Origin of the sequence: Nocardia goodfellowii (assembly GCF_017875645.1) — a bacterium.
GTDB classification, from domain to species: Bacteria; Actinomycetota; Actinomycetes; order Mycobacteriales; family Mycobacteriaceae; genus Nocardia; species Nocardia goodfellowii.
Map to the genome: position 1 here is coordinate 269,307 of NZ_JAGGMR010000001.1, position 26,301 is coordinate 295,607.

The 26,301-nt window shown below is 66.8% G+C and carries 22 protein-coding genes; 12 read left to right on the forward strand and 10 right to left on the reverse strand.

Annotation, left to right across the window (positions count from 1 at the left end; genetic code table 11):
• Positions 1-5 precede the first annotated feature (5 nt).
• From BJ987_RS01305 to BJ987_RS01320, 4 genes are all read left to right on the forward strand, one after another.
• Entirely contained in the window at positions 6-1,235 is a 1,230-nt protein-coding gene (locus tag BJ987_RS01305) for a DUF7373 family lipoprotein (RefSeq protein WP_209883900.1), read from the forward strand.
• Between the two features lie 111 nt (positions 1,236-1,346).
• A complete protein-coding gene (locus BJ987_RS01310) occupies positions 1,347-2,972 on the forward strand; it encodes a serine/threonine-protein kinase (protein ID WP_209883902.1) in 1,626 nt (541 codons plus the stop codon).
• A gap of 419 nt (positions 2,973-3,391) precedes the next feature.
• Entirely contained in the window at positions 3,392-3,724 is a 333-nt protein-coding gene (locus BJ987_RS01315) for a WXG100 family type VII secretion target (protein ID WP_209883904.1), read from the forward strand.
• A 34-nt stretch (positions 3,725-3,758) separates the two neighbouring features.
• A complete protein-coding gene (locus BJ987_RS01320) occupies positions 3,759-4,046 on the forward strand; it encodes a WXG100 family type VII secretion target (protein ID WP_209883906.1) in 288 nt (95 codons plus the stop codon).
• Positions 4,047-4,120: 74 nt separating this feature from the next.
• Here the strand turns inward: BJ987_RS01320 and BJ987_RS01325 are convergent, their stop codons facing one another.
• Positions 4,121-5,611: a type VII secretion-associated protein gene (locus BJ987_RS01325; protein WP_209883908.1), complete on the reverse strand. Its 1,491-nt coding sequence runs from the start codon at positions 5,609-5,611 to the stop codon at positions 4,121-4,123.
• On the reverse strand, positions 5,611-9,663 hold the full coding sequence (gene eccCa, locus BJ987_RS01330; RefSeq protein ID WP_209883910.1) for a type VII secretion protein EccCa: 4,053 nt from the start codon (positions 9,661-9,663) through the stop codon (positions 5,611-5,613). Before eccCa ends, BJ987_RS01325 begins: the two co-directional genes overlap by 1 nt.
• Positions 9,664-9,990: 327 nt before the next feature.
• Between eccCa and eccD the strand changes: the two genes are divergently transcribed.
• From eccD to BJ987_RS01345, 3 genes are all read left to right on the forward strand, one after another.
• Positions 9,991-11,457, forward strand: coding sequence for a type VII secretion integral membrane protein EccD (eccD, locus tag BJ987_RS01335; protein WP_209883912.1), 1,467 nt, complete (start codon positions 9,991-9,993; stop codon positions 11,455-11,457).
• Between the two features lie 77 nt (positions 11,458-11,534).
• The gene (mycP, locus tag BJ987_RS01340) at positions 11,535-12,881 is read left to right on the forward strand and encodes a type VII secretion-associated serine protease mycosin (RefSeq protein WP_307869874.1); all 1,347 of its coding nucleotides are present in this window, start codon (positions 11,535-11,537) and stop codon (positions 12,879-12,881) included.
• A gap of 198 nt (positions 12,882-13,079) precedes the next feature.
• The gene (locus tag BJ987_RS01345) at positions 13,080-13,592 is read left to right on the forward strand and encodes a hypothetical protein (protein WP_209883914.1); all 513 of its coding nucleotides are present in this window, start codon (positions 13,080-13,082) and stop codon (positions 13,590-13,592) included.
• A 19-nt stretch (positions 13,593-13,611) separates the two neighbouring features.
• On the opposite strand, the gene BJ987_RS01350 is transcribed toward BJ987_RS01345, so the two are convergent.
• A complete protein-coding gene (locus BJ987_RS01350) occupies positions 13,612-14,547 on the reverse strand; it encodes a helix-turn-helix transcriptional regulator (RefSeq protein WP_209883916.1) in 936 nt (311 codons plus the stop codon).
• A 92-nt stretch (positions 14,548-14,639) separates the two neighbouring features.
• Here BJ987_RS01350 and BJ987_RS01355 point away from each other — a divergent pair, with 92 nt between their 5' ends.
• Positions 14,640-15,005 (forward strand): VOC family protein, encoded by a 366-nt coding sequence (locus tag BJ987_RS01355; RefSeq protein WP_209883918.1) that lies wholly within the window; start codon positions 14,640-14,642, stop codon positions 15,003-15,005.
• 76 nt (positions 15,006-15,081) lie between these two features.
• Here BJ987_RS01355 and eccB read toward each other — a convergent pair whose 3' ends face one another.
• A complete protein-coding gene (gene eccB, locus BJ987_RS01360) occupies positions 15,082-16,569 on the reverse strand; it encodes a type VII secretion protein EccB (protein ID WP_209883920.1) in 1,488 nt (495 codons plus the stop codon).
• Between the two features lie 112 nt (positions 16,570-16,681).
• Here eccB and eccE point away from each other — a divergent pair, with 112 nt between their 5' ends.
• Positions 16,682-18,358, forward strand: coding sequence for a type VII secretion protein EccE (gene eccE / locus BJ987_RS01365; RefSeq protein WP_209883922.1), 1,677 nt, complete (start codon positions 16,682-16,684; stop codon positions 18,356-18,358).
• A gap of 128 nt (positions 18,359-18,486) precedes the next feature.
• Complete coding sequence (locus tag BJ987_RS01370) at positions 18,487-18,777, forward strand: putative quinol monooxygenase (protein ID WP_209883923.1); 291 nt, start codon at positions 18,487-18,489, stop codon at positions 18,775-18,777.
• A gap of 5 nt (positions 18,778-18,782) precedes the next feature.
• Here BJ987_RS01370 and BJ987_RS01375 read toward each other — a convergent pair whose 3' ends face one another.
• The 3 genes from BJ987_RS01375 to BJ987_RS01385 all read right to left on the reverse strand — a co-directional run bounded on the left by BJ987_RS01375 (position 18,783) and on the right by BJ987_RS01385 (position 21,416).
• A complete protein-coding gene (locus BJ987_RS01375) occupies positions 18,783-19,343 on the reverse strand; it encodes an NADPH-dependent FMN reductase (RefSeq protein ID WP_209883925.1) in 561 nt (186 codons plus the stop codon).
• 85 nt (positions 19,344-19,428) lie between these two features.
• Complete coding sequence (locus tag BJ987_RS01380) at positions 19,429-20,472, reverse strand: NAD-dependent epimerase/dehydratase family protein (protein ID WP_209883927.1); 1,044 nt, start codon at positions 20,470-20,472, stop codon at positions 19,429-19,431.
• A gap of 134 nt (positions 20,473-20,606) precedes the next feature.
• Positions 20,607-21,416, reverse strand: a complete 810-nt coding sequence (locus tag BJ987_RS01385) for an S-methyl-5'-thioadenosine phosphorylase (RefSeq protein ID WP_209883929.1) — start codon at positions 21,414-21,416, stop codon at positions 20,607-20,609.
• A 118-nt stretch (positions 21,417-21,534) separates the two neighbouring features.
• On the opposite strand from BJ987_RS01385, the gene BJ987_RS01390 reads away from it, so the two are divergent.
• Together BJ987_RS01390 and BJ987_RS01395 are read left to right on the forward strand one after the other, a co-directional pair.
• Positions 21,535-22,488 (forward strand): EamA family transporter, encoded by a 954-nt coding sequence (locus BJ987_RS01390; protein WP_209883931.1) that lies wholly within the window; start codon positions 21,535-21,537, stop codon positions 22,486-22,488.
• 106 nt (positions 22,489-22,594) lie between these two features.
• The gene (locus BJ987_RS01395; protein WP_209883933.1) at positions 22,595-22,915 is read left to right on the forward strand and encodes a metal-sensitive transcriptional regulator; all 321 of its coding nucleotides are present in this window, start codon (positions 22,595-22,597) and stop codon (positions 22,913-22,915) included.
• Positions 22,916-22,925: 10 nt separating this feature from the next.
• Here the strand turns inward: BJ987_RS01395 and BJ987_RS01400 are convergent, their stop codons facing one another.
• From BJ987_RS01400 to BJ987_RS01410, 3 genes are all read right to left on the reverse strand, one after another.
• The gene (locus BJ987_RS01400) at positions 22,926-23,831 is read right to left on the reverse strand and encodes a TAXI family TRAP transporter solute-binding subunit (protein WP_245365762.1); all 906 of its coding nucleotides are present in this window, start codon (positions 23,829-23,831) and stop codon (positions 22,926-22,928) included.
• A gap of 61 nt (positions 23,832-23,892) precedes the next feature.
• The gene (locus BJ987_RS01405; RefSeq protein ID WP_209883938.1) at positions 23,893-25,530 is read right to left on the reverse strand and encodes a sensor histidine kinase; all 1,638 of its coding nucleotides are present in this window, start codon (positions 25,528-25,530) and stop codon (positions 23,893-23,895) included.
• A gap of 28 nt (positions 25,531-25,558) precedes the next feature.
• Positions 25,559-26,218, reverse strand: a complete 660-nt coding sequence (locus BJ987_RS01410) for a response regulator transcription factor (protein WP_209883939.1) — start codon at positions 26,216-26,218, stop codon at positions 25,559-25,561.
• Between the last annotated feature and the right edge of the window lie 83 nt (positions 26,219-26,301).

Consider the following 26,301-nt stretch of genomic DNA (forward strand, 5'->3'; position numbering starts at 1 on the left):
GGCCGATGAAACTCGTCCCTCGATCGGCACCGACGCGCGCCGCGTCAGCGATGCTCGCGGCCGCGGCGCTGACGGCGGCAATCGCCGGCTGCGGCGCGGAAATTTCCGGAACCGCCACCCGCATCCAACCCGACCTCGCGAAGCTCGACGTAGGTAACTACCTGACCAAGCCCCGTCAACTCGGAAATGCCAAGAACGAAAGGCAGGCTCGTTCGCGCGAAGCGCAGCGCCTCGCCGATTTCGTGGCCCTGCCATATGAGGCCGACCCCACTTACGTCGAGGACGCGTGGCCACTCCGATCACATATCGTGCTGAACCGTAAGACCCTCGGAAATTTGGTCATCAACGACACATTCGACGATGTCGCGAAGGATTTGGTGGCCGGCTGGGTGAATGCGTGGTCGACAGGCGGGGCGGATACAGACAAGCGCAGGACCGCGAACATCTCCGTGCTGATGTTCCCGGACGCGAAGACCGCCCAGGAGGTCGGTCCCGTGCTGGAGCACGACGACTTCACCTACAACCCGGACAATCAACCGGTTGCGATCACCAAACATCCCGACACGTACGCACATTGGCGTCCTGGCATTTCGTCCATCGGCTCGTGGACCGTGCACGACAGGTATGTCGTTTTCATCAAGGTCGTCGACGACACCGCCGCGCCTGATCTTCCGGCACTCGTCGGACACGTCGAACGGCTGCTCGACGTGCAGATTCCGCTGCTCAAAGAATTTCAGCCGACACCGGCCGCGGACCTCCTCCGAATTCCACTTGATCCGCTCGGTGTGGTGGGTCGCACACTACCGAGCAACCCGGAGTCACCGAATCGACCCGAACCGGACAGCTATTACTCCGGCCGAGGAGCTATGACGCTGTTCTTGAACGCCGATTCCACGACCTTGCCGAAGTTGACCGGTGCCGAGTTCGAGGCCGTCTCCTTCGGCGACGCGGTGGTTTTCCGCAGCCGGACCGCCCGCGGCGCGGGCGTGCTGTGGGACGAATGGAAGTTGTCGAAAAATCTCGAAGTGGACGAAAAGCTGGTCGATCCGCCCACGGGCCTCGCCGACAATGCGGAGTGCAGGGCCGAGTATGTGGGCACCGGCGAAGACCAACGCCTGATCGGGCACCTGTGCATGCTGCGGGTCGATCGATATATCGTCCAGGCGCGCAGCAAACAGCTTCCGGACCTTCATCAGAAGATCTCCGCGCAATACGCCCTGCTCACCACCGACTGAGGGACAAGCCGGTTCGCCGACTTCCGCTGGGAGTCGTATCCAGAGCAGCGGCTTGCTAGATTTTTCCGGAACGGTCGGGTTCGGCGGTTCGACATCGTTTAGGAGGACCGAATGGCGTTGCGGCCCGGCGCGATCGTGGGTGGGTACCGGGTAATTCAGCAGCTCGGTAGTGGCGGCATGGGCACGGTGTACCTGGCGCAGAATCCGATCCTGCCACGCCGCGACGCGCTCAAAGTCCTCAGTTCCGAGTTGTCCGAGGACCCCGAATTTCGCGCTCGCTTCGAGCGCGAAGCCAATCTGGCCGCGGGGCTGGATCATCCGAATATCGTCGCGGTGTACAACCGTGGTGAGGAGGACGGCCAGCTCTGGATCGCGATGCAGTACATCGAAGGCACCGACGCCGCCGAAGAGGCGAAGAAGGGCCCCGCTGTCATGACGCCCCAGCGGGCGCTGCGCATTGTCTCCGAGGTGGGCAAGGGACTGGATTACGCCCATCGGCGCGGGCTGCTGCATCGCGACGTGAAGCCGGCCAACTTCCTGCTCTCAGCTCCGGAGGAGGGTGATGAGGAGCGTGTTCTGCTAACGGATTTCGGCGTCGCCAAATCCGCGGAAGACGGGCAGGATCTCACCCGGACCGGCAACTTCATGGCGACGGTGGCCTACGCGCCGCCAGAACAACTGATCGGTACCAGTCTCGATCCACGGGCCGATATCTATAGCCTGGGCTGCGCCTTCTACCGGCTTGTGACCGGGCAGAACCCGTACCCGTCGACGATGCCCGCGGTAGTCATGATGGGTCATCTGCACGAGCCGGCCCCGAAAATCAGCGCGGCGCGTCCCGATCTCCCTCACGCACTCGATGCCGTGATCGAGAAGGCCATGGCCAAGAATCCGGCAGACCGGTACAGCACCTGCCGCGAGTTCATCCACGACGCGCAGGCCGCGCTGTTCGGAACAGCCGCGCAGCTGCGGATGCCCGGCTTCGCGACGGACCCGCGGACCGCGCTGCCGACTCAGTCGAACGATCCGTACACCCCCGCCGGCGGGTACCGGGCCGAACCGCATACTCCGCTGCCCCCGCACAACTCGATTCCGCACACCGGCCATGCGTACCCCATGGCCGCGGCCCCACCGGCTCAGTCGGAGCAGACCGACCAGGCGTTGGTGACCACGGCCCGCAATGGACATTCCGGCCACCCCTCCCGTGCGCGAAAGTATCTGTGGCCGGCCATCATCGGGCTAGTGGCCGCTCTGGTCATCGCGACCGGCACCTTCTTCTTGACCAGATCCGATGACCCGGCCTCCGGAGGGGGAACAGCACAGGTGCGGGCGGAGCACCCGGCATTCGACGGCAAGACGGTCACCGCGCTCAACTTCGGCAACGCCACACTTTCCGCGGTATTGAATCCGAGCTCGCAATCGAAATTCCTGCAGGACATCGGCTTCAAGTACAGCACGAAATATAAAGCCGTCGGGGACGAGAAGTCGCCACGCCAGCTCTCGGTGAACGCGTCTTCGGCGGAGATCGATTCCGAGGTGGTCATCGTCTTCCGGACGGACAAAGACGCCGGTAACGGCGGCTTCCGCGGACTGCCGAGCGGGGTGGCCAACAGCTCGGCGAAGATCGTCATTGTCGACGACCTCTCGACCGTACAGGCATTTCAGGTCTGGACCGACCAGTCGACCGACGTGCTGATCGAAAAGTTGGTGCCGGTCATCGCCAAAGTTGTGAAGTAGGACTCCCGCACCGAACCCGATGCCCGCACCGCCGGGCGTGGCCGCTCCTTGCCTCGGTGACCTGGGGATTGCTGTCATTGCGACCGACAATCGCTGTAGCGCGAGGAGATCGCATTCGGTAGGGTGATGCCCAGCCAGCCCACTCGCGGACAAGTTGTAGCGAGCAGGGGGAAGGAGGGGATCACGCGCTGGCTGGCGACCGATGCGACGGCACCGCGGTCGAGATGTTTGGGGGGATGTCATCTAGACCCCCGTCCTCGGTGTAGCTGGTCGACTTCGCGCCGGGCCACGACCCGCGACAACTCCACCAAATTTCTTGGAACTGGATGGAACCGTTCGGGCCTAGGACGCGTCAAACAATATGAAACCGGTCAACTGACACCTCGGACGTTGACAGTGAGCAGGAGGAGGAAGCCCGCATGGGTAACCAGCAATTCGTTGCAACTACTGAAGAGATCAATGCGAAGGCGAAAGAGTTCCAGGAGCAGCACGATCGCTTGATGGCCTCGATCCGCACGCTCAAGAGCGACGAGGACAACGTCACCAACGGCGCCAACTGGCAGGGCGCTGCGCGCGACGCCTTCAACGCGTTCATGGAGCGGTACTACGTGCAGGCCGACAAGATGAACGACAAGCTCATGGAGACCGCGGACAAGCTCTTCAAGATGAGCAACTCGTTCGACGAAAACGTCAACGATCACGCCGCGAAGGTCCAGGCGCAGATGTCCAGCCTCGATCTGCCCGCGCTCTGATCTCAGACTTATTCTCACTCACTAGGAGCTAAACATGAGCAAGCCTATCTCCGCTAATTTCGAGGGTGTCGAAGCCGGCGCACAGCAGATCGTCAAGCGCGCCGAGACCATCGGACAGGAACTGCAGGATTTCCACGCGAAGGTCGATGCGTTCTTCCAGACCCAGGGTGGTGCGGCGAAGGAAGCCGCTCAGCAGTTCCAGGCCACCTGGAACCAGCACGTCCAGCAGCTGCAGGACACCCTGCGGGGTGCCGGTACCCTGGTCAGCAGCGGTAACTCGGAGCTGCAGAGCACCGACCAGGCCATGGCGAACCTTTTCTGACATCCGCTCAGAACTATTCAGGCCCCCAGCATTCGCTGGGGGCCTGAATTATTTGCCGACTCTGCGGACTCGGTCTACTGCTCCGGCATGACGTGCACCGACCCCGCGAACTTCTCGCACGTTTCCTTCAATTCATCCCACCCGTCGGCGGTGTACTGGCACCCGATATTGACCTGAATCCCATACTCCACCAACACATACCAGCGGACGGTGGATCCGTCGCTGGGCTTTTCGGTGTAGCCCAGACCCGAGCGCCCGCCGAACACGTAGTCGCGTTTCAGCTCGGAGAGGCTGGGTTTGGTTTTCATCTGGTTTTCCAGGTCGGCCGCGATCTGCTGGTAGCCGGCGCCGGGGGCGATCTTGCGCTGAGTGACGACGAGGCGCTGTTTGGTGCCGTCGAAGGGGGTCAGTTCGACACGGTTGCCGTCGGCGGAGGGTTTGATCGTCCACAGGTCGGGGCCGACGAAGGTGATGCTGCCGAATTTTTCCTGGCCTTCGGGGCCGGGGGGTGCGGGCTTGTCGGACGGGCCCGGCTTGCCCGAGGGGCCGGGTGGCGGGGCAGCGCTGGTGGCGGCTACGGCGGAGGTTGTCGCCGAGGCGGCGGTGGCGCCGGGTGGGTCGTCGGAGCCGCCCAGCAGCACGACGGCGGTAACGGCCGCGATGACGAGCACGAGAACCGCTGCGGCAGAGCCGAATATCAGGGCGGTCCGGCGGCGGGCCGGGGCCTGCTGGGCGGCGGCGCGTTCGCGCAGCGGCTGCATCCATTCGTTGGACGGCATGACCTGGCTGGCCGCGGGTTCCGGCCGGCGTTCCGGCTCGACCTGCTGCGGGCCGCGCACCAAATCCACTCCCGAGATCGGCCGCAGATCCACTTCGGGTCCGCAGGTCTGCCGCACCACGGATTCGATCAAATCCAGTTTGGCACGATCCGAAACACCGAGGACTTGGACGAGATCCGCGGGGCGACCGTCGAGTAGGCGACCCAGCAGGGCTCCCAGGCGGTCGACGGCGTTGGGTTCGACGCCGGTGCCGGCGAGAGTCAGTTCCGGTTCGAACTCGGTGGATTCGATGTGGACGCCCTCGTGGCTGCGCACCACGGTGGTCGCGGTGGTGGAGACCATGCCGAATTCGACGACCACGGTGCGGCGGCTGCGGACGGTGCCCTCATCGGCGGAGACGGCGCGAAACGCCATGTCCTCGAAGACGACATCGTGGGTGAAGCGGCGCACGGCGTCGTCGAGCATGCCGCGGCGGGCCGAGCCCCACTCGGTCGGGCAGACGACGGTCACCCGCGCGCAGGGCACCGCTACGCCGAGGTTGTCGAAAATCGTGCCCACGACGGCGGTCAGCGCTTCGCCGACCGACGGCACTCGCGGCAGCAGGGCGATGCGATCCGCCGGGACGAACTGCACCGCGGAGGAGACCTGGGTGGGCGGCGCCAGCGGCTCGCCGATCACCAGATTTCCGTTGCTGCCCAGCACAACCGAAGGCGGCACATTCCAGTGTGTGGTCGGACCGACCGCCCAGATGCGAGTGTCGGTCACGACCAGTTCGACATGCGACATCACTCGACCTGCGGCATCCAGGCCGTCTGGATGAGGCCCTGCGAGTTACGGGTGATGAAAGTGCCCCGGCCCGGCGGCAGCGGGCTCGGGCGAACGGTGCCCAGCAGCACGCCCTCATCCTTCGGGCAGCTCATCAGCAGACCCGCGGACCCGAGATCCTTCATCCGCGCGAGCGCGCCGCCGTACATGGCACGACCCGCGCCGCCGGCCCGGCGGGCGATGATCAGATGGAATCCGACATCCCGTGCGTGCGGAATGTATTCGACCAGCGGCGCGACCGGGTCGCCCATGGAGGTGGCGACCAAGTCGTAGTCGTCGATGATCACATACAGTTCCGGCCCGGTCAGCCAGGAACGCTCCCGCAGCTGCTGCGGCGTCACATCGGCGGGAGCCTGGCGCTTCTCCAGGTAAGCCGCCAGATCGGCCATGTTCTGAGTGAACTGCGGCGCGGTGGAGCCGTAGCCGGCCTGGTAGCCCTGCGGGATCATCCCCAGCAGGCCGCGGCGGTAGTCGCCGACGATGAACCGAGCCGTGTCCGGCGTATTCGACGCCGCGATGCCCTCGATGATCGAGCGCAGCAGCGTGGTCTTCCCGGATTCGGTATCGCCGAGGATGATGAAGTGCGGTGTCTCGTTGAAATCGAGATACACCGGCGCCAGCTCGGCTTCGTTGATACCGATCGGGATGCGCGCGTTGCGGCGGCTCCGATCGACCTGGGACGGGAAATTTCCGGCGGCCTGTAGCAGCTGGTCGCGGTGCAGCAGTTCGGGCAGCATGCGCGCGGCGGGCGCCGGGCGGCCCGGGGTGAGCCGGGCGATGGTCGAAACCGCTTCGGCGACAGCCTGACCCAGGGTGTTCAGGTCCGAGCTGCCGTCGATGCGCGGCAGGCCGGTCAGCATGTGCAAGGTCTCCGCGGTCATACCGCGACCCGGGCGGCCCTGCGGAACCAGGGCCGCGAACTTGCGGCCGAAATCGGAGTCCATCGGGTCACCCAGGCGCAGCTCGATCCGGGTTCCGATCTGGTCCTTCAGCGCCGGACGGGCTTCGGCCCAGCGAGCCAGCGCGATGACGACGTGCACGCCGTACGAAAGACCCTGCACCGCAAGGTTCATGATCGGTTGTTCGAGCGGGTCGAAATCCTGCCGGATCGAGCCGAAACCGTCGATCACCAGGAAGACGTCACCGAACGGGTCCTCGTGCGCGCCGGCGGCGGCCGGGCTGCTGCCCGGATCCAGCGACCGCAGCCGCCGGAACTCCTGCATCGACTCGATATTGAGGGCGCGGAACCGCTGCTCGCGCGCCCGCACGATCGACGTCATCTCGGCGACGGTGCGCCGGACCTTGTCCTCGTCCATGCGGCCCGCGACGGAACCGACGTGCGGCAGGCCCTGGAGGCTGGCCAGGGTGCCGCCACCGAAGTCGAGGCAGTAGAACTGCACCTGTTCGGCGGTGTGCGTCATGGACATCGACATGATCAGGGTGCGCAGCGCGGTCGACTTACCGGACTGCGGACCACCGACGATGGCCACGTTGCCGCGGGCGCCGGCCAGATCCACCACCAGGTTGTCCCGCCGCTGGTCGTAGGGACGGTCGACGATGCCGATGGGCGCGCGCAAGGTCGCGATCGCCGAGTACTCGCCGGTGAGGATGGAGCGCGGGTTGAGCGCGTCCAGAGTGGGCGCCTCGTCCAGCGGCGGCAGCCAGATCTCGTGCGCCGGGCGGCCGTGGCCGCGGATGCGCGAGACGAGCATGTTGAGGTTGGAGATCTGCTCGCCTTCCTCGTTGACGTGCTCGGTCTCCTCGCCGCCCGTGCCGGCGGGCAGCGGCACCCGGTCGATGGCCCGGAAGTCGACGTGATGCGCGGTGAAAGGCCTTGCCTTGACATCGATTTCACCACCCGCGACACCCGCCTGGGTCACGTCGCGCTGCGATCCGCCACCGACATACGGGCCGGAGACGTAGGAGGCCTGGAAGCGCTGGATCTCACCCGAATCGGACTTGAGGTAACCGCCACCGGGGATACCGGGCAGGTTGTACGCGTCAGGGACACCGAGGACCTGACGGGATTCGTTGGCGGAGAACGTCTTCAGACCGATGCGGTAGGACAGGTGCGACTCCAGGCCCTTGAGCTTGCCCTCTTCCAAGCGCTGCGAGGCCAGCAGCAGGTGCACATGCAGCGAGCGGCCCAGACGACCGATCATCACGAACAGCTCCGCGAAATCCGGGTGCTGGGTGAGCAATTCGGAGAACTCGTCCAGCACCACGAACAGCGCGGGCAACGGATCCAGGTCGGCGCCCGCGGCACGGGCCTTCTCGTACTCGGAGACGTTGGCGAAGTTACCGGCCTGCCGCAGCACTTCCTGGCGGCGGTTCATCTCACCGGCCAGCGCGTCGCGCATACGGTCGACGAGGTCGGCTTCCTCCTCGAGGTTGGTGATGACCGCGGCGACGTGCGGCACACCGTCCAGGCCGAGGAAGGTCGCACCACCCTTGAAGTCGACCAGGACCAGGTTGAGCTGGTCCGGGGAATGCGTCGCGAGCAGCGAAAGCACAAGGGTGCGAAGGAATTCCGACTTACCGGAACCGGTCGCGCCGATACACAGGCCGTGCGGGCCCATACCGCTTTCCGCGGCTTCCTTGATGTCGAGTTCCACCGGCAGCCCGTCGGCGCCGACGCCGAACGGAACACGCAGACGTTCGCGGCCGTAGCGTGGACGCCAGGCGTGTTCGGGGTTGAAGGTACCGATATCGCCCAGGTTCATCAGCTGCGCCCAGGTCGAAATAACCTCGGCTTCACTGGATTCCACATCGCTGGATTTCTGGGTGGCCGCCCGGTACGGGGCCAGGCGGCGGGCCACCTGCTGCGCCTGCTGGACGCTGATCCGGTCGATCGTGGCGAAACGTTCCTGGTTGCCGGTGGCGCCGCGGCCGATGCACTCACCGTTCTCGATGACCATCTTGATACCGCGCGAAACCGCCAGGCGCGGTGCGTAACCGCACAGGTCGATGATGGTGACGCCCTCGTAGCCGGATTCACGCAGCTGGTCGTCCTCGGCCTCGAGCAGGCCGCCGTCGACGACGATCACGATGTGCACCAGGTTGGCGTTCGCGGGCTGGTTACGGGAATAGCGCACCCGGGTGGCGAGCATCGGATGCAGGCCGGTCATCGCCTCCCGGATGGAGCCGTAGAACATGCGCTGGGTCCCGATGCCGTCCTGGGCGTCCGGATGCTGGGTGTGCGGAAGCCATTTGGTCCACTCCCACTCGCGCGCGGTGTCCGGGCCCGCCACGATGGCGACCAGCACCTGGTCGGGCGCTTGGAACATGCAGAGCTGCAACAGCATCGCGCGCGTCATGTCGCGGGCCTCGGCGCGCTCGCCGTCCAGGGCAATGGTCGCGAAGCCCTTCACCGCGATGGCGGTGGGCAGGTCCGGAACCGTGGAGTGCGCGCGCACGAAGCGCCGAAGCGACACTGCCGCAATGGGTTCCAGCTCTTCGACCGGTCCGGTCTCCGGCGCGACGAGGCGAGTTGCCAGGCGCTGACCGCCGATGCCGATGCGCGCGTGACAGAAATCCTTGTCGCCGGCCCGGCGCTCCCACATGCGGCTGGTGCCGGCGAGCATCCAGATCAGCGCGGGCTCGGGATGACTCCACTCGACGGAAGCGCGCTGCTGCTTGGCGGTTTCGTTGACATCGCGGCGGACCTGATCGAGGTAGCGCAGGTAATCCTTGCGATCCTCGTTGGCCTCGGCCGCCTTCTGGCCCTTGCCGCCGCCCTGACCGGCGAACATGCCGACCATGGAGAACATCATCATGAGCGGGAACATCATGGTCATCGGGTTGGAGCCGATCGAACCCAGACCGCCCTGATTGGTGATGAGCAGAGCCATCATGCCGACCATGCCGATGATCATCACGACGGGCATCAGCTTCATGAGCAGATTGCCCGGTGTCACCCGGGGGATTTCGGGCGGTGGTTGCAGCGTGACCTCGCCGCCGGGGGTTCGTGGCATCTCCCGGCGCGCACGACGCTGAAACCTGACCGTACTCAAGCCCGAGCCTCGCTAACGCTCGGCTCAGCCCCGAGTACGGGCGTAGCTGTGTTGATTCGTCGCTCGCTGCGCTCGCACATGCTGAAGCGAATCCCCCTCTTGAAAGCTTACAACTTCGGCCTCAGTGTAGAGGCCACCGCCGACATGTCGTAGAGTTCGACCAGCATTCTGCTGCCCGGATGATGGGTTCGCAAGCTCGCCCGCTGCGCGCGGGCCTGCGAAAAAGCAGAGGCTGCGGCGTGAACCGAGGGCCCGGAGACGGTAGCTTGCGAACCACGTAGGGCACAGTGAACGCCGCAAATAGGCACCGCACGATTTGGGGGAAGCTTGACGCACGCGCGACTTGACCACATCGAAGAAGATTCCTCGCGCGGCATCGTCCGTGCGCCGGACTTGGCTCGGGTCACCATCCTGGCGAAGCACACCCAGGTGGATATGGCTATCCCGGTTGACGTGCCGGTCGCCCTCGTGATCCCCAGCGTCGTCGATATGGTTGCCCAGCACAGCCGTTCCAACGACTTCGACAACGAGGGCGAGCGTTTCGAGCCCGCCGAATGGGTGCTGGCCCGCATCGGGCATCCCCCGTTCTCCAACTCGCTGTCCCTCGGCGAGCACGGTGTCCGCGACGGCGAGCTGCTCATGCTCGAGTCGGCCTCGCACACCGCGCCGGTGCCGCTGTTCGACGACATCATGTACAACGTCGCGATCGCCGACGCCGACCACTACCGCAGCTGGACGCCGAAGACCGCGCGGATCACCGGTTCGGTGCTGGCGGCGCTCACGATGATTGTGGGCTGCCTCGGTCTGCTCATGTCACCGGGCTCGATGCCGGAATGGGTCAGCGGATCCATCGCACTGGGTGTGGCGATTCTGTTCGTCGTAGCCGGCATGGTGCTCAGCCGGATGTACGGCGACACTTCCACCTCGCTGGTCCTGGGCGGTTGCGCGCTGCCCGCGGCGTTCACGGCGGGCATGCTCTATGTCCCCGATCACTACGGCTGGGCGCATCTGCTGCTCGGCTCCGTGCTGCTGGGCGCGACGGCGGTCCTCGCCTGGCGCGTCACCGGTGTCGGGCTGGCGCTGTTCATCGGCGCGGCGACGCTCGCGGTCTACGCCGTTCCGGCCGCACTCGTGGGTCTGCTCACCGATCAGTCGACGAAGGCCATCGGCGCGGTCGGCGCGGCCCTCGGCCTCATGGGATTGTCGCTGTCACCGCGCATTTCGATGCTGCTTTCGAAGTTGCCGCTGCCGCCCGTGCCCTCCCCCGGCACCCCGATCGACCCGACCGAGGACGACCCGGACGACCACCGCGCGCTGCCCACGATGGAGGCGCTGCGCCAGAAGTCCGAACGCGCCCGCATGTACCTCGGCGGCCTGGTCACCGCGACCACGCTGGTCACCGTCGTCGGCGCGCTCGCCGGCACCGACCCGGGCTCGAAAGGCGCCTACTGGCCCGGCATCTCGCTCGCGCTGGTGTGCGCGGCGGTGCTGATGTTCCGCAGCCGCACCTACGCGGGCGCGGAGCAGGCCGTGGTGCTCATCGTCGGCGGCGCGTCCATCGTGCTGATCATGCTGACCGGCGCCGGCCTGGAAATGGAGATGCCGCTGGCCATCTTCGGCGCGGCCATGCTGATCCTGGTGGTCGCGCTGATCCTCGGCATCATCATCCCCAACCAGGAAGCCACCCCGCCCATGCGCCGCGGCGTAGAGCTGCTCGAATACGCCTTCGTGGCCGCCGTGCTGCCCCTGGTTTTCTGGGTGGCGTCGCTCTACTCCCTCGTGCGCGGGCTGTGAAGCGTCCACTACGGGTCGCCGCGCTCGCGGCCACGCTGGGGTTGAGCGCGTCGTTCGGTATCGGGGCGAATGTTGGTGTGGCGCAGGCGGACCGGCCCATCGTCGATGCGACCCTGCTGCCACCCGGTGATCCAGCGGTACCGCCGCACAAAACTGAGCGACCGTCCTCCGGTACCTGCAACAGCACCGTGAAGGCCGGTGACGGCGCCTCGATCCCCACCGCGCAACGTGCACTGGACCTCGAGCGCGCTTGGAAGTTCTCCAAAGGCGCAGGGCAGATCGTGGCGGTCATCGACACCGGTGTCGTGCGGCATCCCAGGCTGCCTGGGCTCATGGCCGAGGGCGACTATGTCGCGAACCCCGGTGATGGAACCGAGGATTGCGATGCGCACGGAACTTTCGTGGCGGGCCTGATCGCCGCCTCCCAGGTCGAGGGCCAAGGCTTCGCGGGTGTGGCGCCGGAAGCGCGGATCATGACGATCCGTCAGACATCCACCAAGTACCAGAAGGAAGGCGCGTCGAGGGACAAGGGCCCCGATGAGATGCCCGAAGGTTACGGCAGTGTGGGCACCATGGCCTCCGCGATTGTTCGAGCGGTCGACAATGGCGCGACAGTCATCAACATTTCCGAGACTTGGTGTGGGACAAGCAGTTCCGCTGACGGCGTCGTCGGCGCGGCGGTGGAGTACGCCGTGAACCGTAACGTGGTCGTGGTAGCGGCCGCAGGTAATAGCGATGGCGCTTGCAAATCTCCGGTAAACAAGGTGATCAATCCGCTCGACCCCACCTCCGACCCATGGTCGGACAGCAATAGCCCGCTGAAGGTCGCACCTGCCCGATGGGACGACTATGTTCTCTCGGTCGGCTCCATCGATTCCAACGGCGCGGCTTCGTCGTTCACTGTGCCCGGTCCCTGGCTGAGCGTGGCCGCCCCGGGCGAGAACATGACCTCGCTCAATCCGATTCAGGATGACAAGGGGCAATGGGGGACCGCCACCGGCAAACTCAATGAGCGTGGTGAGCAGATGCCGATCACCGGGACCAGTTTCGCCGCACCGATCGTCTCCGGAGTGGTCGCGTTAGTGCGGGCCCGCTTCCCGGAGCTGACCGCACGTGAAGTGATGAAACGGATTCAAGCTACTGCGCACGCTCCCGCCGAAGGTTGGAACCCTTACGTCGGCTACGGCGCGGTTGATCCGATCGCGGCACTCACCGACGAGGTCACCGGCGAACTCCCGCCCAAGCGCCCCACCCCCGCCAAGAGTCAACAACTCGCGGTACCGAAGGCACCGACCCCACCGGACAACACTGCCCGGAATGTGGCGTTGATCGGAACAGGGGTCATCGGCGGGGCCTTGATTCTGGGCTACCTGGCGTCGTTCCCCATCAGGCGCAGGTTCGGCGTCCGCTCCGACGACGCCTGATCCGATACGCGAAACCTTCACCCGCGTAGCCGTTTTCCTGCCTGATCGAGCAATTCTCCATCGAGCAGCGGGCTACTTCGCAACTCGTTCGACCCGGACGCCTCGGCGACCGGCATGCCGACGTGAGCACATGTGTGAAGTCACAGACTCCTTTGCGGGGACGCGGTACCTCTGAGGTGCGACGATCTACGCGGGCCCATGTTCGAGGTGGGCGCAGAGCGAGCGGGGTTTGGCATGAGTGGTGTGCGAGCGGCTGACGGGGAGCGGGGGTATTTGCCGAGTCGGCAGGCGGCGGCTGTGGCGCTGGCGGTGCTCGGGGCGATCGTCTGGGCTTTCGAATCGCTGAGCGCCTGGGACCGATCCACGCAGCCGAAGTTTCGGGAGGGGACTTATATTCAGCTGGGCGGGGTCGAGCTCGGCTCGCAGCAGATGCTGTTTATCGCGATGGTCTCGTTCGGATTTGTGGCGGCGTTGTTGCTGCTCGGTGCGGTTCTGATGGCTCCGCACTATCCGAGCGGCCGTTTCCTGGTCGCTTCGGCCTGTGTGCTCGTCTTGCTCGGGCAGACGGTCGTGCTGGTTCTTACGCTGCTGCCGGATGATTGGCTGGTCTACAGCCCGCCGTCGAGCATCGCGACCAGCGAACTGCTCATGCTCTGCCCGCTCATCACGCTCTGGTGCGTCGCGAAACGCACCAGAGCGCTGGACAATTAGTTGTTGCGGGGCGGGACGTTCATGACGGCCGGTAATGGTCGGCGAGGTCGTTGGCGAGGTCGTGTAAGTGAGCCTTGGCCTCGGGCGGGCCGTGGACGGTGACCGACTTTCCGAACGGCAGCAGCGCTCGCACATCCTCCAGCTGCAGGAATTCGATTGTGACTTCGTGGCCGTCCTGTCGAAGTCGTTGACCGAAGATCCACTTCGCTCGTTCGAGCTGTGTCCGATCGAAAGTAACGGTGACTTCGATGACGTGGTCGTGCGCCCACTGCTCGGTGAGCGCCGCCGCGACGCCGGCCAGGGTCTGGTCCGGCCGGGTCTGTCGTGCACGATCGGTTTCCGACCATGCCGTGATGCGTTCGAGGCGATACATCCGCGGCACCCGCTCGCAGTCGGCGATCAGATACCAGATACCTGCCTTGGCCAGCAGCCCGTAGGGGTCCACGACCAGGTCGAGTCGCCTGCGTCGGCGAGAACTGTCGTACTCGATCCGGAGCCGTCGACCGCGCCGCAGCGGACCGATCAGCGCGGCCGGAGCCGTCCCGTCGGGTCGTTGCTGGAGCCAAGGGCGGCTGTCCACGTGTACGACCTCGGCGAGCGGGAGAAGATCCTCGGTGCGGGGCCGCCGAACGTTGGTGATCTTGGCGAGCGCGCGCCGGCTCTCGATCGAGGCATCGAGGTCTTCGCGCTGCTTCGCATCCAGTCCCGTGAGCGACAAGTGGTCGCGTTCGCCCGGGGTGAGGCGGGTGAGGTCGAGTCCCGTGCTGGGGAGAACGGTCACGCCTCCCAGTCGGCCACGTTGTGCGGACACCGGGAAGCCGGCCTCCCGCAGCCAGTTGAGGTCCCGAGTGATGGTCCGAAGCGATACCCCCAGTGCTGCGGCCAGGTCGGAGGTGGTCACGGCATCCCGAGTTCCCAGGAGCAGCATCAGAGAGAAGAACCGGTCCGGGGTCACCCTTGGAAGTTTCTCAGCAAATACGACAGGATGTGGCGCATATTCTGTCCAGGCTGGTGGATGCGTTGCCCACGACCTGAAAGGGAACAATCATGACCGCATCCGTCGTGACCATCGTCTATGTGAACGATGCTCCTGCCGCTGCCCGCTTCTATGGTGACCTGCTCGGTATGAGCCCGTCGTTCGAGACTCCGGGATACATCACCTTCGACCTCGGCCCCGGTGCTGACCTGGCCTTGTGGTCAGGGCAGTTCGAGAATCTCGCCCCCGACGTCCCACGAACCAGCGAGGTCTGTCTCGCCATCGACGGTGGCGCCGACCAACTCGACGCCATCTTCAACCAGTGGCAATCCAAGGGCATCACGATCCTGAAAAAACCCCACGACGCGGGCTTCGGCCGCACGTTCCTCGCAGCCGATCCCGACGGAAACCGGATCCGCGTCGCACCGCGGGACTGACGAAGCTTTTCTGGCGGCACGCGCCGATTCATCGACCCGGCGGAGGAGGAAACCCAAGCCGGGCACCCTCATACAATCAGCCGCTGGCTTTGCCGACGGTCTGCTGCGCCGGGTTGGGATCGGCCGCGACGCCGTCGTGGGCGACCATCGCTTCCTCGCGGCCCAAAGTCGGTCCGTTGGCGAGCAATCCGACGATCGGCCAGGGCGCCGGTTCGGGCTTCACGCCGGAATCGGTATCCATGCCGAGGGCTTTCTGCGCGTCGGCGTTCTTGATGCCGAAGCGGACGCCGGTGTCGGCGATGTAGAACATGCTGTCCTTGCGCCGGCTGTCTGGTTCGATGCCGGTGGTCTGGACGAAAGCGCCGGTGGCCGGCGGGATATAGACGGAGTCGGCGTTGGCGCCGGAGCCGTCGGCCTGCGCCAGCGGGACGGTCTTGGCGTTGTCCGGGATCGGCAACTTCACGCCGGTGAGGATATTGAGGTCGGCGCGCTTGCCGTCCTTGTTGTCGGCGGCTTCCGGGATGGGCTTCCAGGACATGCAGCTGACCAGCTGGTCGTCCTGCGGCACCAACTCCGGCGCGACGGCCGGATAGTCCTCGACCTGCAGCGCCCGCGAGACATCCGCGGCCGTGCGCTCGGCCTGGCTGATGCGGGTGTCCTCGGAGATCTGCGGATTGGAGTTCCGGATGATGTCGGCGGTCAGCTTCGATACCTGCTGCAGTCCGTCGGCCAGCACCACGTAGTACTTGTCGTTCTCCGTGGGCACCTGGACCACGTCACCGATGCGGTGATTGTTGATCGTGTAACTCACTGAGCCACCGCGGTTCTCGAACTTCGGCGCCTTCAGCGGCAGCACCTCGGGGATCGCGTTCAGCAGGCCTTCGCTGACCTTCTGCACCTTCTCGCCGGTGATGCCGAGCGCGTCGGTGACGGCGCGTTCGTTCATGTCGACCTCGGCGCGCTTGCTGTCGTAGACCAGGTAGGTCTTGTCCTTGGCCTTCACCAGCAGCGCCTTACCCGCGGGCAGCACCGAGGCCTTCGCGCCCAGTTCCGGATTTCCGGCGACGACGGTGGTGGTCAGGTCGGTGCTGCCGGCGCCGGTACGGACATCACAGACGGACCAGGTGCGGCCCTTCCCGTCCTTGTCGAAACGCAGTGTGGCGGGCGCGCCGGGAATCCCGATCAACTGGCCGCGCGGCTTCTTGCCGAGTTCGGATTCTTTTACGGTGGCGGCCTTGCCCGATTCACCGGAGGCCAGCCGGGCCGAAGCGAGGTTCAACGCCGGGTGCACGACATTGTCGATGACCACGTAGACACCGCCGGATTCCTTGCCGATCAGCAAGGTGTTGCTGCCGATTTTGTCCTGCGGGCGGAGCAGCGCCAGAATGCCGCAACCGGCCAGCACGACAATGCCCAGCACCAGGCCGACGCCGTAGGCGCGCGACTGGGAACGCATCGGATCGTGCAGCATGCGCACGTCCCGGCGCACCAAGGCGTGCTCCATCCGCCGCACCAGGAAGCGGTAACCGCTCACCTGCCAGCGCGTAGTGGGTTTTGAAGGCATCTTTCCTCCCCCGAACAGTGCTCACGTTCGGGCAACACAGTACAGTTTCCGGGGAGTCTTGTTCAGCTCGGCCAGTAGATGACGGCCGATACCGGGTACTTGGGGGACGATGATGGCTGCATCTATTGAATCGAATACAGCCACCGGGGCCGGGCCGCGCCCACTTTTCGGCCGGATCTCGTTACAGAACCTCCTCGTCGCCCAGGTCATCGCCCTGATAGTGGGTCTGGTCGCGCTGCTGTTCGGACTCGACAAGTGGATCGCACTGGGCATTGCCGTTGTGTCGGCACTGATTCCGCTGATCCCGATCGCCAAGCGCACCATGCTCGACTGGATCGCCACCTGGTGGCGCTACCTCACCAAGACCGATTACCAGATCGGCGACACCGTCGACTTCCGCGGGCCCGACGACCGTTCCCTCGGCCTGTATTGGGACGGCAGCCGCGTCGTCACCGTCGTCGAGGTGCTGCCGCCGCGTGGCGGGTTGACTCGGATCTCGTCCTCCACGGTGCACGCCTCGCACCTGCTGCCGCTGCCCGAACTGGCGAAGTGCCTGAACCAGCACGACATTCTGCTGAGCGGCATCGACATCATCAGCCACGGCCACCGCAGCCGGGCCGGCACCCCGGCCGGCAAGATCTACGAATCCCTGCTCGGCCCCCTGCCCGCCACCGCGCACCGCGCCGTGTGGCTGGCGATCAGCTTCGACGCGATCAACTGCCCCGAGGCCGCGGCCCGGCGCGGCGGTGGCACCGAGGGCGCCTCACGCGCGGTAACCATTGCGACGCAACGGATTATGCGCACACTGGAAGACGCCGACTGCAACGCCCGCATCCTCACCGCTCCGGAAATCCGCAAGGCCGTTCTGCAGATCACCGCGGGCTTCGATCCACGCAACCTGACCCACCGCTGGCGCTACGCCGAGATCGGGAACGCCGTGAACATCGGCGCGGCCGTCGACCCCAAGCGCCTCGGCTCGGATCTGCTGGCCCAGCTGTGGGTCGCGCCCTCGCGCGGCACGACCGTCGCGGTGCGGCTGCGCCCGGGTAGCTCCGCGGAGACCGTAAGCATCGGCGCCGCTTGGCGTTTGACCGCCCGGGAACTGCCGGAACGCTCGAAGCTCAAGGGCATGATCTCGATGGCCGGACGGCACCGCGACGGACTGCTCGCACACATGCCGCTGGCCGCGCCCGGCGTCGACGACACCGTCCCGATGACCGAGTACCCGATCGATGTGATCGGCGCGCTGCATCTGCCGTCCTCGGGCTGCGGCCAGCTGATCGGTTCCGACGAAGAGAACCAGGGCGTGGCGGTTCGCATTATCGGACAAGGCATTTCGACCGTCTACGTGGCGGGCGAACTGTACCTGGCGCAGCAGCTGGTGTTCCGTGCGCTGGCCGTCGGTGAGCGCATCCTGATCCGCACCGACCGCGCGCACGCCTGGGAACAGCTGGTGCAGACCGTCGGAAACCCGGAACGACTCACCATCGCCGTCGAAACCCACCAGTCCGACGCGGGATTCACCGCCACGGTGGTCGACGGCGTGCTCGCACCCGCCCCGCACGCCGGTGTCACGACGATCTATGTCACCGGCGACCCGATGGGCTGGCCCGCCACCCGCCCCGACCTGTCGATCCACCAGCCCGGCGCCATCGGCAACCACGTCATCCTGCGGACGGGCACCGCGCAGGTCGACCTGACACTGGTCTCGATTCCCCGCGAAGCCACCTACATCGGCCATCCGCGCGGCCGCCAGCGCCAGATGCAGGGCGCCGGTCCGGGGCACTGACCTCGTCCACTGTCCCGGTTTTCAGTTTCAACGAGCGAAGGCCGTGTGTCGGACGGGTTGCGGTGTGCTGATTTCGCTTCCTGGGGACCCGGGCGATGAATTCACCGGCTCAGTCGAGTCCTATCTTCATGCTGATAATTGCCGGATACGTGACAGTGCCAGCCGAACGCCGCGAGGAATACGTCACCGCCTTTGCCGATCTGGTCCGTCGCGCACGGGCCGCCGCCGGTTGTCTCGACGTCGCCATCACCGCCGATCCGGTGGATCCGGCGCGCGTGTACAACTTCGAGCGCTGGGAATCGCGGGCACATCTGGACGCATGGCGCGCCATCGCGCACGCACCGGACACCGGTATCCCCTTCGAGGGCAACCATGTGATGCTCTACGAGATCGCCGACGTGCAACCGCCGTTCAGCTGAGACGGTCAGCCGGGGTACGGAGATGCGCTGCGGGCTGACCGGAGAGTGGTTGCCCACCAGGCCAGTTGGGTGAGTAGACGTTCGGCGGCGTCGATCGCGGCGCCGTCGTGAGTCCGGCCTTCCTGGTCGAATTGTTTCTTCGCCTGGTGGAAGCTGACGGTTTCACGGGCCGAGACCATGTGGAGTTCGGCGACGACCTGACGGAGTTGTTCGACTGCCCGCAGGCCGCCGGAAAGGCCGCCGTAGGAGACGAATCCGATCGGCTTGGCGCGCCATTCGCGTTTCGCGCTGTCGAAGGCGGTTTTGAGGGAGGCCGGGTAGCCGTGGTTGTATTCGGAGGTCACCGCGACGAACGCGTCGGCGGCGGCCAGGCGAGCGCGGAAGGCGTCGACCTCGGGGGTGACGGTCAGGTTGCCGGGCAGGCCGGCGTCGATGAGATCGATTGTGCCGGTGTCGAATTCCGGCCGCGATCGCGCCGCACGCACGAACCAGTCGGCGACCACGGGAGCGAAACGCTCCGGTCGCGTACTGGCGACGATCACCTCGAGCCGCAACGGGTTGTCCACCCGGGGAGCCTAACCCGCAGCACGCCCGATGGCCGGGACATGCCCGCTGGGCGCTGCTACGGCCGAGGCGGACAGCACCGCCGAATCACGGCTCGCTGCCGACCGGACGAGTGGTCTCCACCACCGAAAGCGGCTGAGCGGCGGCATATTCGGCGAGTCCGACGCGAGGCGGGATGGTGGCGGTGAAGCCCAGCGCATGGTGCGCGCGGACGGGGGCGGCGACGAAGTGGCGTACGTCCGGGAGGCGGTACTGGCCGGTGACGATCGGCTCCGGGCCACCCTGCGCCTTGGCCATGATGGATGCCACTTCCCAGATCGTGACGGGGTTGCCGGAGGCGATGTTCAGGGGGACGAAGCCGGGGAGGGCGCGTTCCACGGCGGCCAGGGTGGCGGACACGGCGTCGGTGATGTGCACGAAATCGCGCACCTGGCCGCCGTCTTCGAAGACGTGCGGTACGGAGCCGGCGGCGAGAGCGGCGCGGAATCGCGCGGGTAGACCCGTGTGTGCGCCTTCCCCGTATACCGAATGGAATCGCAGGACGGTGACCGCGGCGCCCGTGGACAATCCCCAGGCGAACGCGTAGTTCTCCTGGGCCGCCTTGCTCGCCGGGTAGAAACCGCGGGGCCGCGGTGGCGCGTCCTCGCCGACCGGCTCCCACGTCAGGATCTCGCCGGTGCGCGGAGCACGGTGATCGAACAGGCCACGATCCAGGTCGGCGCGCAGGCGCAGGCCGGGGAAGAACGGGCCGCCGCGCACCGTCCGGTACCGGCCTTCACCGTAGACACCGGTCGAGGACGCCAGCACCAGCCGGCGAGTCTTCGACTCCGCCATCGCCGTCAGCAACGCCACCGTGCCCTGGTCATTGTGAATGGCGTAATCGCTTGGGTCGCAGTCGTTTACAGTCTGCGCGGCGAAATGGCAGACGACATCGACCCCGCGCAGCACCGGCACGAGCGCCGCCACGTCGCGCACGTCGACGCGCGCGACGCCCTCCGGCGGCACCGCACCGGCACCGTGCACGGCCTCGGTCAGCAGGTCGATGCCGGTGACCTCGTGACCCGCTTCGGACAACGCCTGGTACACATACGATCCGAGGAAACCGGCGGCCCCGGTTACCAGTACCTTCATCATGTCCACCCGCGTCCCGGCGCCGGAGGGCTTCCGGCTAGCTCACCGCATCATGGTAGATCGCACCGGGGCGACACTCCGGCGTAACGCCGGACAGGCGACCGGCCACCCCGATGTCCAGCCGCGCCAACGGTTTACGGGAGCTCGAACGGCAGTGAAACACCCGCGTGGACGCGGCAGCGGTCGCAGGTGTCGGTGCCGTCGACCCCGGCGACCGCACCGCGGATCAGTTCCTTGAACGGCTCGAGATTGCGCTTGAATTCGGCGAAGACGTCGACGGCGTGCACCCCGTCGCCCTCTTCCAGTCCCGCATCCAGATCGGTGACCAAAGCGACTGCGGCGTAGCACATTTCGAGTTCGCGGGCGAGGACCGCTTCGGGGTGGCCGGTCATATTGACCAGATCCCAGCCCTGACCGGCGAACCAACGGCTCTCCGCGCGCGTGGAGAAGCGCGGGCCCTGCACCACGACCATGGTGCCGGACGGCTGGACCGCAAGCGACGGGGATTCGGATTTGATTGCGGCGGTGCGCAGTTCGTCGCAGTACGGGTCGGCGAAGGAGACGTGCACGCCTCCACCGTCGAAGAAGGTCTGCGGGCGGCCCGAGGTCCGGTCGACCAGCTGATCCGGCACCGCCACCGTGCCCGGCCCCCAGTCGGCGCGCAGGCTGCCCACCGCGCACGGCGCGAAGATCCGCCGCACGCCGAGCGTGCGCAGCGCCCACATATTGGCCTGGTACGGCAGCGTGTGCGGCGCGAACTCGTGCTGCTTGCCGTGGCGCGGAATGAACGCCACCGCGCGGCCCTCGACCTCGCCGATGGCGACAGGCGCGCTCGGCTTGCCATACGGAGTGTCGATCTCGACATGGGTGGCGTCGTTGTCGAAGAAGTCATAGAAACCACTGCCGCCGATGACAGCGAGGGCAGGCCGGGGATGCGAACTCATGCATGGAATTCTCTCGTTCCACGGTGCGGGACGCACAGCGGGGGGCCGTCGACCCGGCCGACTCCTGCGTCCACCGCTGCGCAAAGATGGGATGACTTGGTTCGGGATGAGGTGGGTTGTGACGCGGGCGCGGGCTGGTGTGTGGCTGACGGTGGCGAGTGGGCTGGCGTTCGCCAGTTCGGGGTCGTTCGCGAAGTCGGTGCTGGGGGCGGACTGGTCGCCGGGCGCGGTGCTGGCGATTCGATTGACCGGGGCCGCGGCGGTGCTGCTGGTGCTGGCCGCGTGGTGGGATCCGGCCGGACTGCGCGCGAGTGTGCGGCACACCCGGGCGATCATCGCGTTCGGCGTGGTCGCGATCACCGGTGTGCAGGCGACGTTCTTCCTGTCGCTGGAGTATTTGCAGGTTGGCGTTTCGCTGATGATCCAATTCCTGGCGCCGATCGCGGTGATCGGATGGAACTGGTTGGTGCGCGGGCAGCGGCCGAGCGCCGCGACGATGGTGGGCGCGGTCCTCGCGATCGGCGGTGCGGCGCTGGTCATCAATGTGTTCGACGCGGGCGCGCTGAGTCTGCCCGGTCTGGGCTGGGCCGGGTTGTCGATGGTGTGCAACGCGGCGCTGTTCCTGTTGTCCGAGCGTGTGACGGCCGAGGTGCGGCCGGTGGTACTGCTCGCGACGGGGCTTACCGTGGCGGCCGCGACCAGCTGGATTCTCGCTGTCGCGCAGGTGCTTCCGGTGCACATCGGGGCCGGGACCGTCACGCTGGCCGAGCATCGGATTCCGGCGCCGCTGTCGCTGACCTTGCTGATTCTGATCAGCACGGTGATCGCCTACCTGTGTGGCGTGGCGGGTGCGGCGCGAATCGGGTCCACGCTCATGTCGTTGATCCTGCTCTGCGAGGTCATGTTCGCGGTGGTGCTGTCGTGGCTGCTGCTCGGCGAGGCGGTTGCGCCGATCCAACTGGCCGGCAGCGTGGTGGTGATCGGCGGGATCGCGCTGGCGCAGCGGGGTCGCGGCGCGGACCTGGACCCGCACGGCCTCACCGACGCACTGGACGCACCGGCGCGCACCTGACAAGTCCCAGCTTCCCCTGTACCCTAGGGGGGTATCACGACACGACCGGAGCGCCCCGCGTCTGCGAAGATTCAACCCGGCCACTGCTAGGACGAGGAGAACACCGGTGACAAGCACCCCGGAAACCGGCGGACACGACCACTCCGCCCACGGTTACATCACCGCCAAGGACGACTACCTCAAGCGGCTGCGCCGGATCGAGGGCCAGGCCCGCGGCCTGCAGCGCATGGTCGAAGAAGAGAAATACTGCATCGACATCCTCACCCAGGTCTCCGCGATGACGAAGGCGCTGCAAGCCGTCGCCATGGGCTTGCTCGAAGACCACATCAGCCACTGCGTGGTCGACGCCGCCGTCGCCGGCGGCCCCGAAGCCGAAGCGAAGATCAAGGAAGCCACCGACGCCATCGCCCGCCTCGTCCGCTCCTGACAGCTCGCGGTCAGCCGTGATGTCGGCGGTACACCTCGGCAGCGCCGGGGTGCAGGGCGATCGACCCGGTGCCGGTCAGGGAACGGGCGTCCAGGAACTGCGTGCCTGCGGCTTCGGCGGGCACCAGCGCGTCGGCGCGCGTGAGCAACAGGTCGACGATCGCGGCCGCGGCCGCGTCCGGCAGGGTCGGCGCGGCGAGTAGCAGGTTGGCGACACCGATCGTGTGCACCGCGGAGCCGCCCGGGTAGGCGTCGGCGGGAATCTGTACGCGGTCGTAGACATGCCCGAAGCGGGAACGCAGCGGTGCCGCCAGCTCATCGAGATCCAGCAGTCGCAGCCGCGGCACGGCCAGCGCGCCCGTCGGCACCCCGCCGGCCCACAACAGCGCGTCCACGCCGCCGGAATCCAAGGCCGCCACCGCATTCCGCAGCCCACGATGCTCGACAGTGACATCCACGCCCGGCTCGAACCCGGCCGCCCACAGCAGCCGCTCGCCGGTCAGCGCGGCGCCCGACCCCACCGCCCCCAGATTCACCCGGGTACCCCGCAGATCGGCCACCCGCCGAATCGGACTGTCCGCCCGCACCGCCAACTGCAAATAGTTCTCGTACACCCGCCCCAGCGCCAGCACCTGCTCGCCGCCCTCGATCGAATCCACCAGTGCGAGAGCGGCATCCACCTCCCCGCGCACCAGCATCGTCAAATTCGTCCGCGACCCATAGGTGTCGATCGGATCGATCCGAACCGTCCCCGCCTGGTCCGCCACCTCAGCCAGCAACCGCGCGAACGCGTTATAGAACCCACCGGGCTCCCCCGACCCGAGCCGCACGGTCCCCACCCCGGAATTCACTCCGCACCCGGCCACCCCGGCCACCAACCCGGCAGCGGCCAGTCCCAGAAATCCACGCCGATCCATCACATCAACACTCCCGAACGCGCGGCGAGTGACAGTTGATCGAAGCGAAAGCCGAGGTCGTTCATGCGGGCACCACCGAGGGCAGGCGGAGGATGATCGCGAGACCGCTGGGGCGGGCGGGTTCGACGGTGAGGGTGCCGCCGCGGGATTGGGCCAGGGCGGCGGCGATGGGGAGGCCGAGTCCGGAACCGCCGGCCGAGGCGGAGGAGCCGCGGAAGAAGCGGGTGGTGAGTTTGTCGATTTCCTCGCGCGGGACGCCGGTGCCGTTGTCGCGGACGGTGATGATGACCCAGCCGGGTTCGGTGGCGACGGTGACGGTGGTCTGCGCGCCGGAGCCCGCGTAGCGGCAGGAATTGCTGAGCGGGACATCGAGGATCTGGGCGAGGATGTCGGCGGGGAGGGCGACCTCGGCCAGCGGGGTGGTGCGGGCGGTGCCGGTCGAGGGTCCGTCCCGGTCGGGAGCAGTCTCGAGGTCGACGTTCCCCATTTGGGGTGCCTCGTCGTCGCGCGCTTCCGGGCTGCGGTCGCCGCGCACACTCAGTCCCCCGGCATGGCCGCGGGCCAGCACCGACTCCGAACCGACGCGGACGCTGTCGGCGTGGACGAAGCGGTCGGCGGGCTCCGCCGGAACCTCGTGGTGAATCGTCTCGGCACGCAGTTCCATGCCTGCCGCTTCGAAAGCGGTATGCCAGGCGTCGATCCGGTCGGCCACGACTTGTCTTGCGTCGCAGTGGTTTTCGGGGTCGTGCACGGAGAGGTCGAAAGCCGTGGGAGTTTCCGCGACAGCGAGGGTGAGCAGTCCGTCGAGCAGCGCGGTCAACCGGTCGACCTCGGCGCTGGCGCGACGGAAGATCGGCGCGGCGGTGTCGGGGATGTCGAGTTCCAGCGAGTCCAATCGAATAGCCAGAGCCGCCAACGGATTACGCATAGCGTGCGCGGTATCGGCAACCAATTGCCGTTGCGCGTCGACGGAGTCGGCGACCGCCAGGGCCATGGCGTCGAAAGATTCGGCGACAGCCCGCATTTCGGGCGGACCGCCGTAGTGGCGGGCGATCGAGACCGGGGCGGCGGCCCCGGTGCGTGGCTTCGGCAGCGTCGCGGTCAGGGTGGCCACCGCGTCGGAGAGCGCCGCCAGCGGTCGCAGCACCCAACGGCTGAGCGTCAGCGCGAGCATGGTGAACACCGCCATGGCGACGACCCCGCCCGCGCCGATCACCGCCCACGCCTTGGCGATATCGCTGCGCGCCCGGTCCGTCGACGCCTCGATCACCACGGCACCGTTGACCTGGACGCCCGTCCCGACCGGCCGCGCCACCAGCATCGTGGACTCGCCCCACGGGGTCAGCCGTTCCACCGGACGCGGACGTAGGTTCCGGCGGGCACCGGCGACCGCGGCGGCGATCACCGGATCGGTGATGTCCACGCCGGCGTTCACCGTCGTCGCACCGCGCGCGTCGACGACCAGCACATTCTCGCCATACAGCTCGTGGTACCGCACGATCTCCTCGATCAGCGCCCGCGGATCACCGTCGGCCACCGCGGCATCGGCGATCGTCGCGAAGCGGTCCGCGTCACCGTTGCGCCCGAGCACCAGCTCCTGCGTCCGGCTCGTCGCATAGGTCAGCGACAGCGGCACCGCGAAGGCGAGCACCGCGATCGCCGCGAAAACCGTCAGCGCGAAGAGAAGCCTGCGCCGCACCGCACTTCCCTTCCAGAACTTCCCGGGATCATTCGCCCCACCGGTAGCCGTAACCGCGGATGGTGGTGATCAGGCCGGGGCGGTCCAGCTTGGCGCGCAACGCGGTCATATGGACGTCGAGGGAGCGGGAGACGGCCACGAAGGCGTCACCCCAGATCCGGTCCATGAGCTGCTGCCGGCTGACCGCGGAGCCGGGACGCTCGACCAGGGCTTCCACGAGTTCGAATTCCTTGGGCGTCAAGGAGATCGGCTTTCCGGCCACCTCGACGACGCGAGTCGACAGGTCGACGCGCACGTCTCCGGTGACCACCACCGGCGGGGTGGGCTGGGTAGCCACAGCCGCACGCCGGAGAACGGTTTCCAGCCGGGCCATGAGTTCGGCGATGCGGGGTGGCTTCACCAGATAGTCGTCCGCGCCGCCGCGCAGGCCCCGGACGATGGAGCGCTCGTCGCTGCGCGCGGTCAGCACCAGGACCGGGACCGAGCTCACCGCGCGCAGTTGGCGCAGGATCTGCAAGCCATCCGCGTCGGGCAGGCCCAGATCCAGGATGACGGCGTCATAGCCGCGATGGTCGAGCAGCAGATCGCTGCCTCGGCGTTTGCGCTCGGCTCGGTAGCCGCGGGCGTTGAGCGCCTCAACCAAGGCATCGCCAACGCCATCATCATCTTCGACAACCGCAAGCCGCACGCGCCGATCCTCCCATAGCGGGCGGATCGGCGCGGCGGCCGGCTGATCAGCGTGCGAAAAAGAGGTCACGCTCCATACCATTC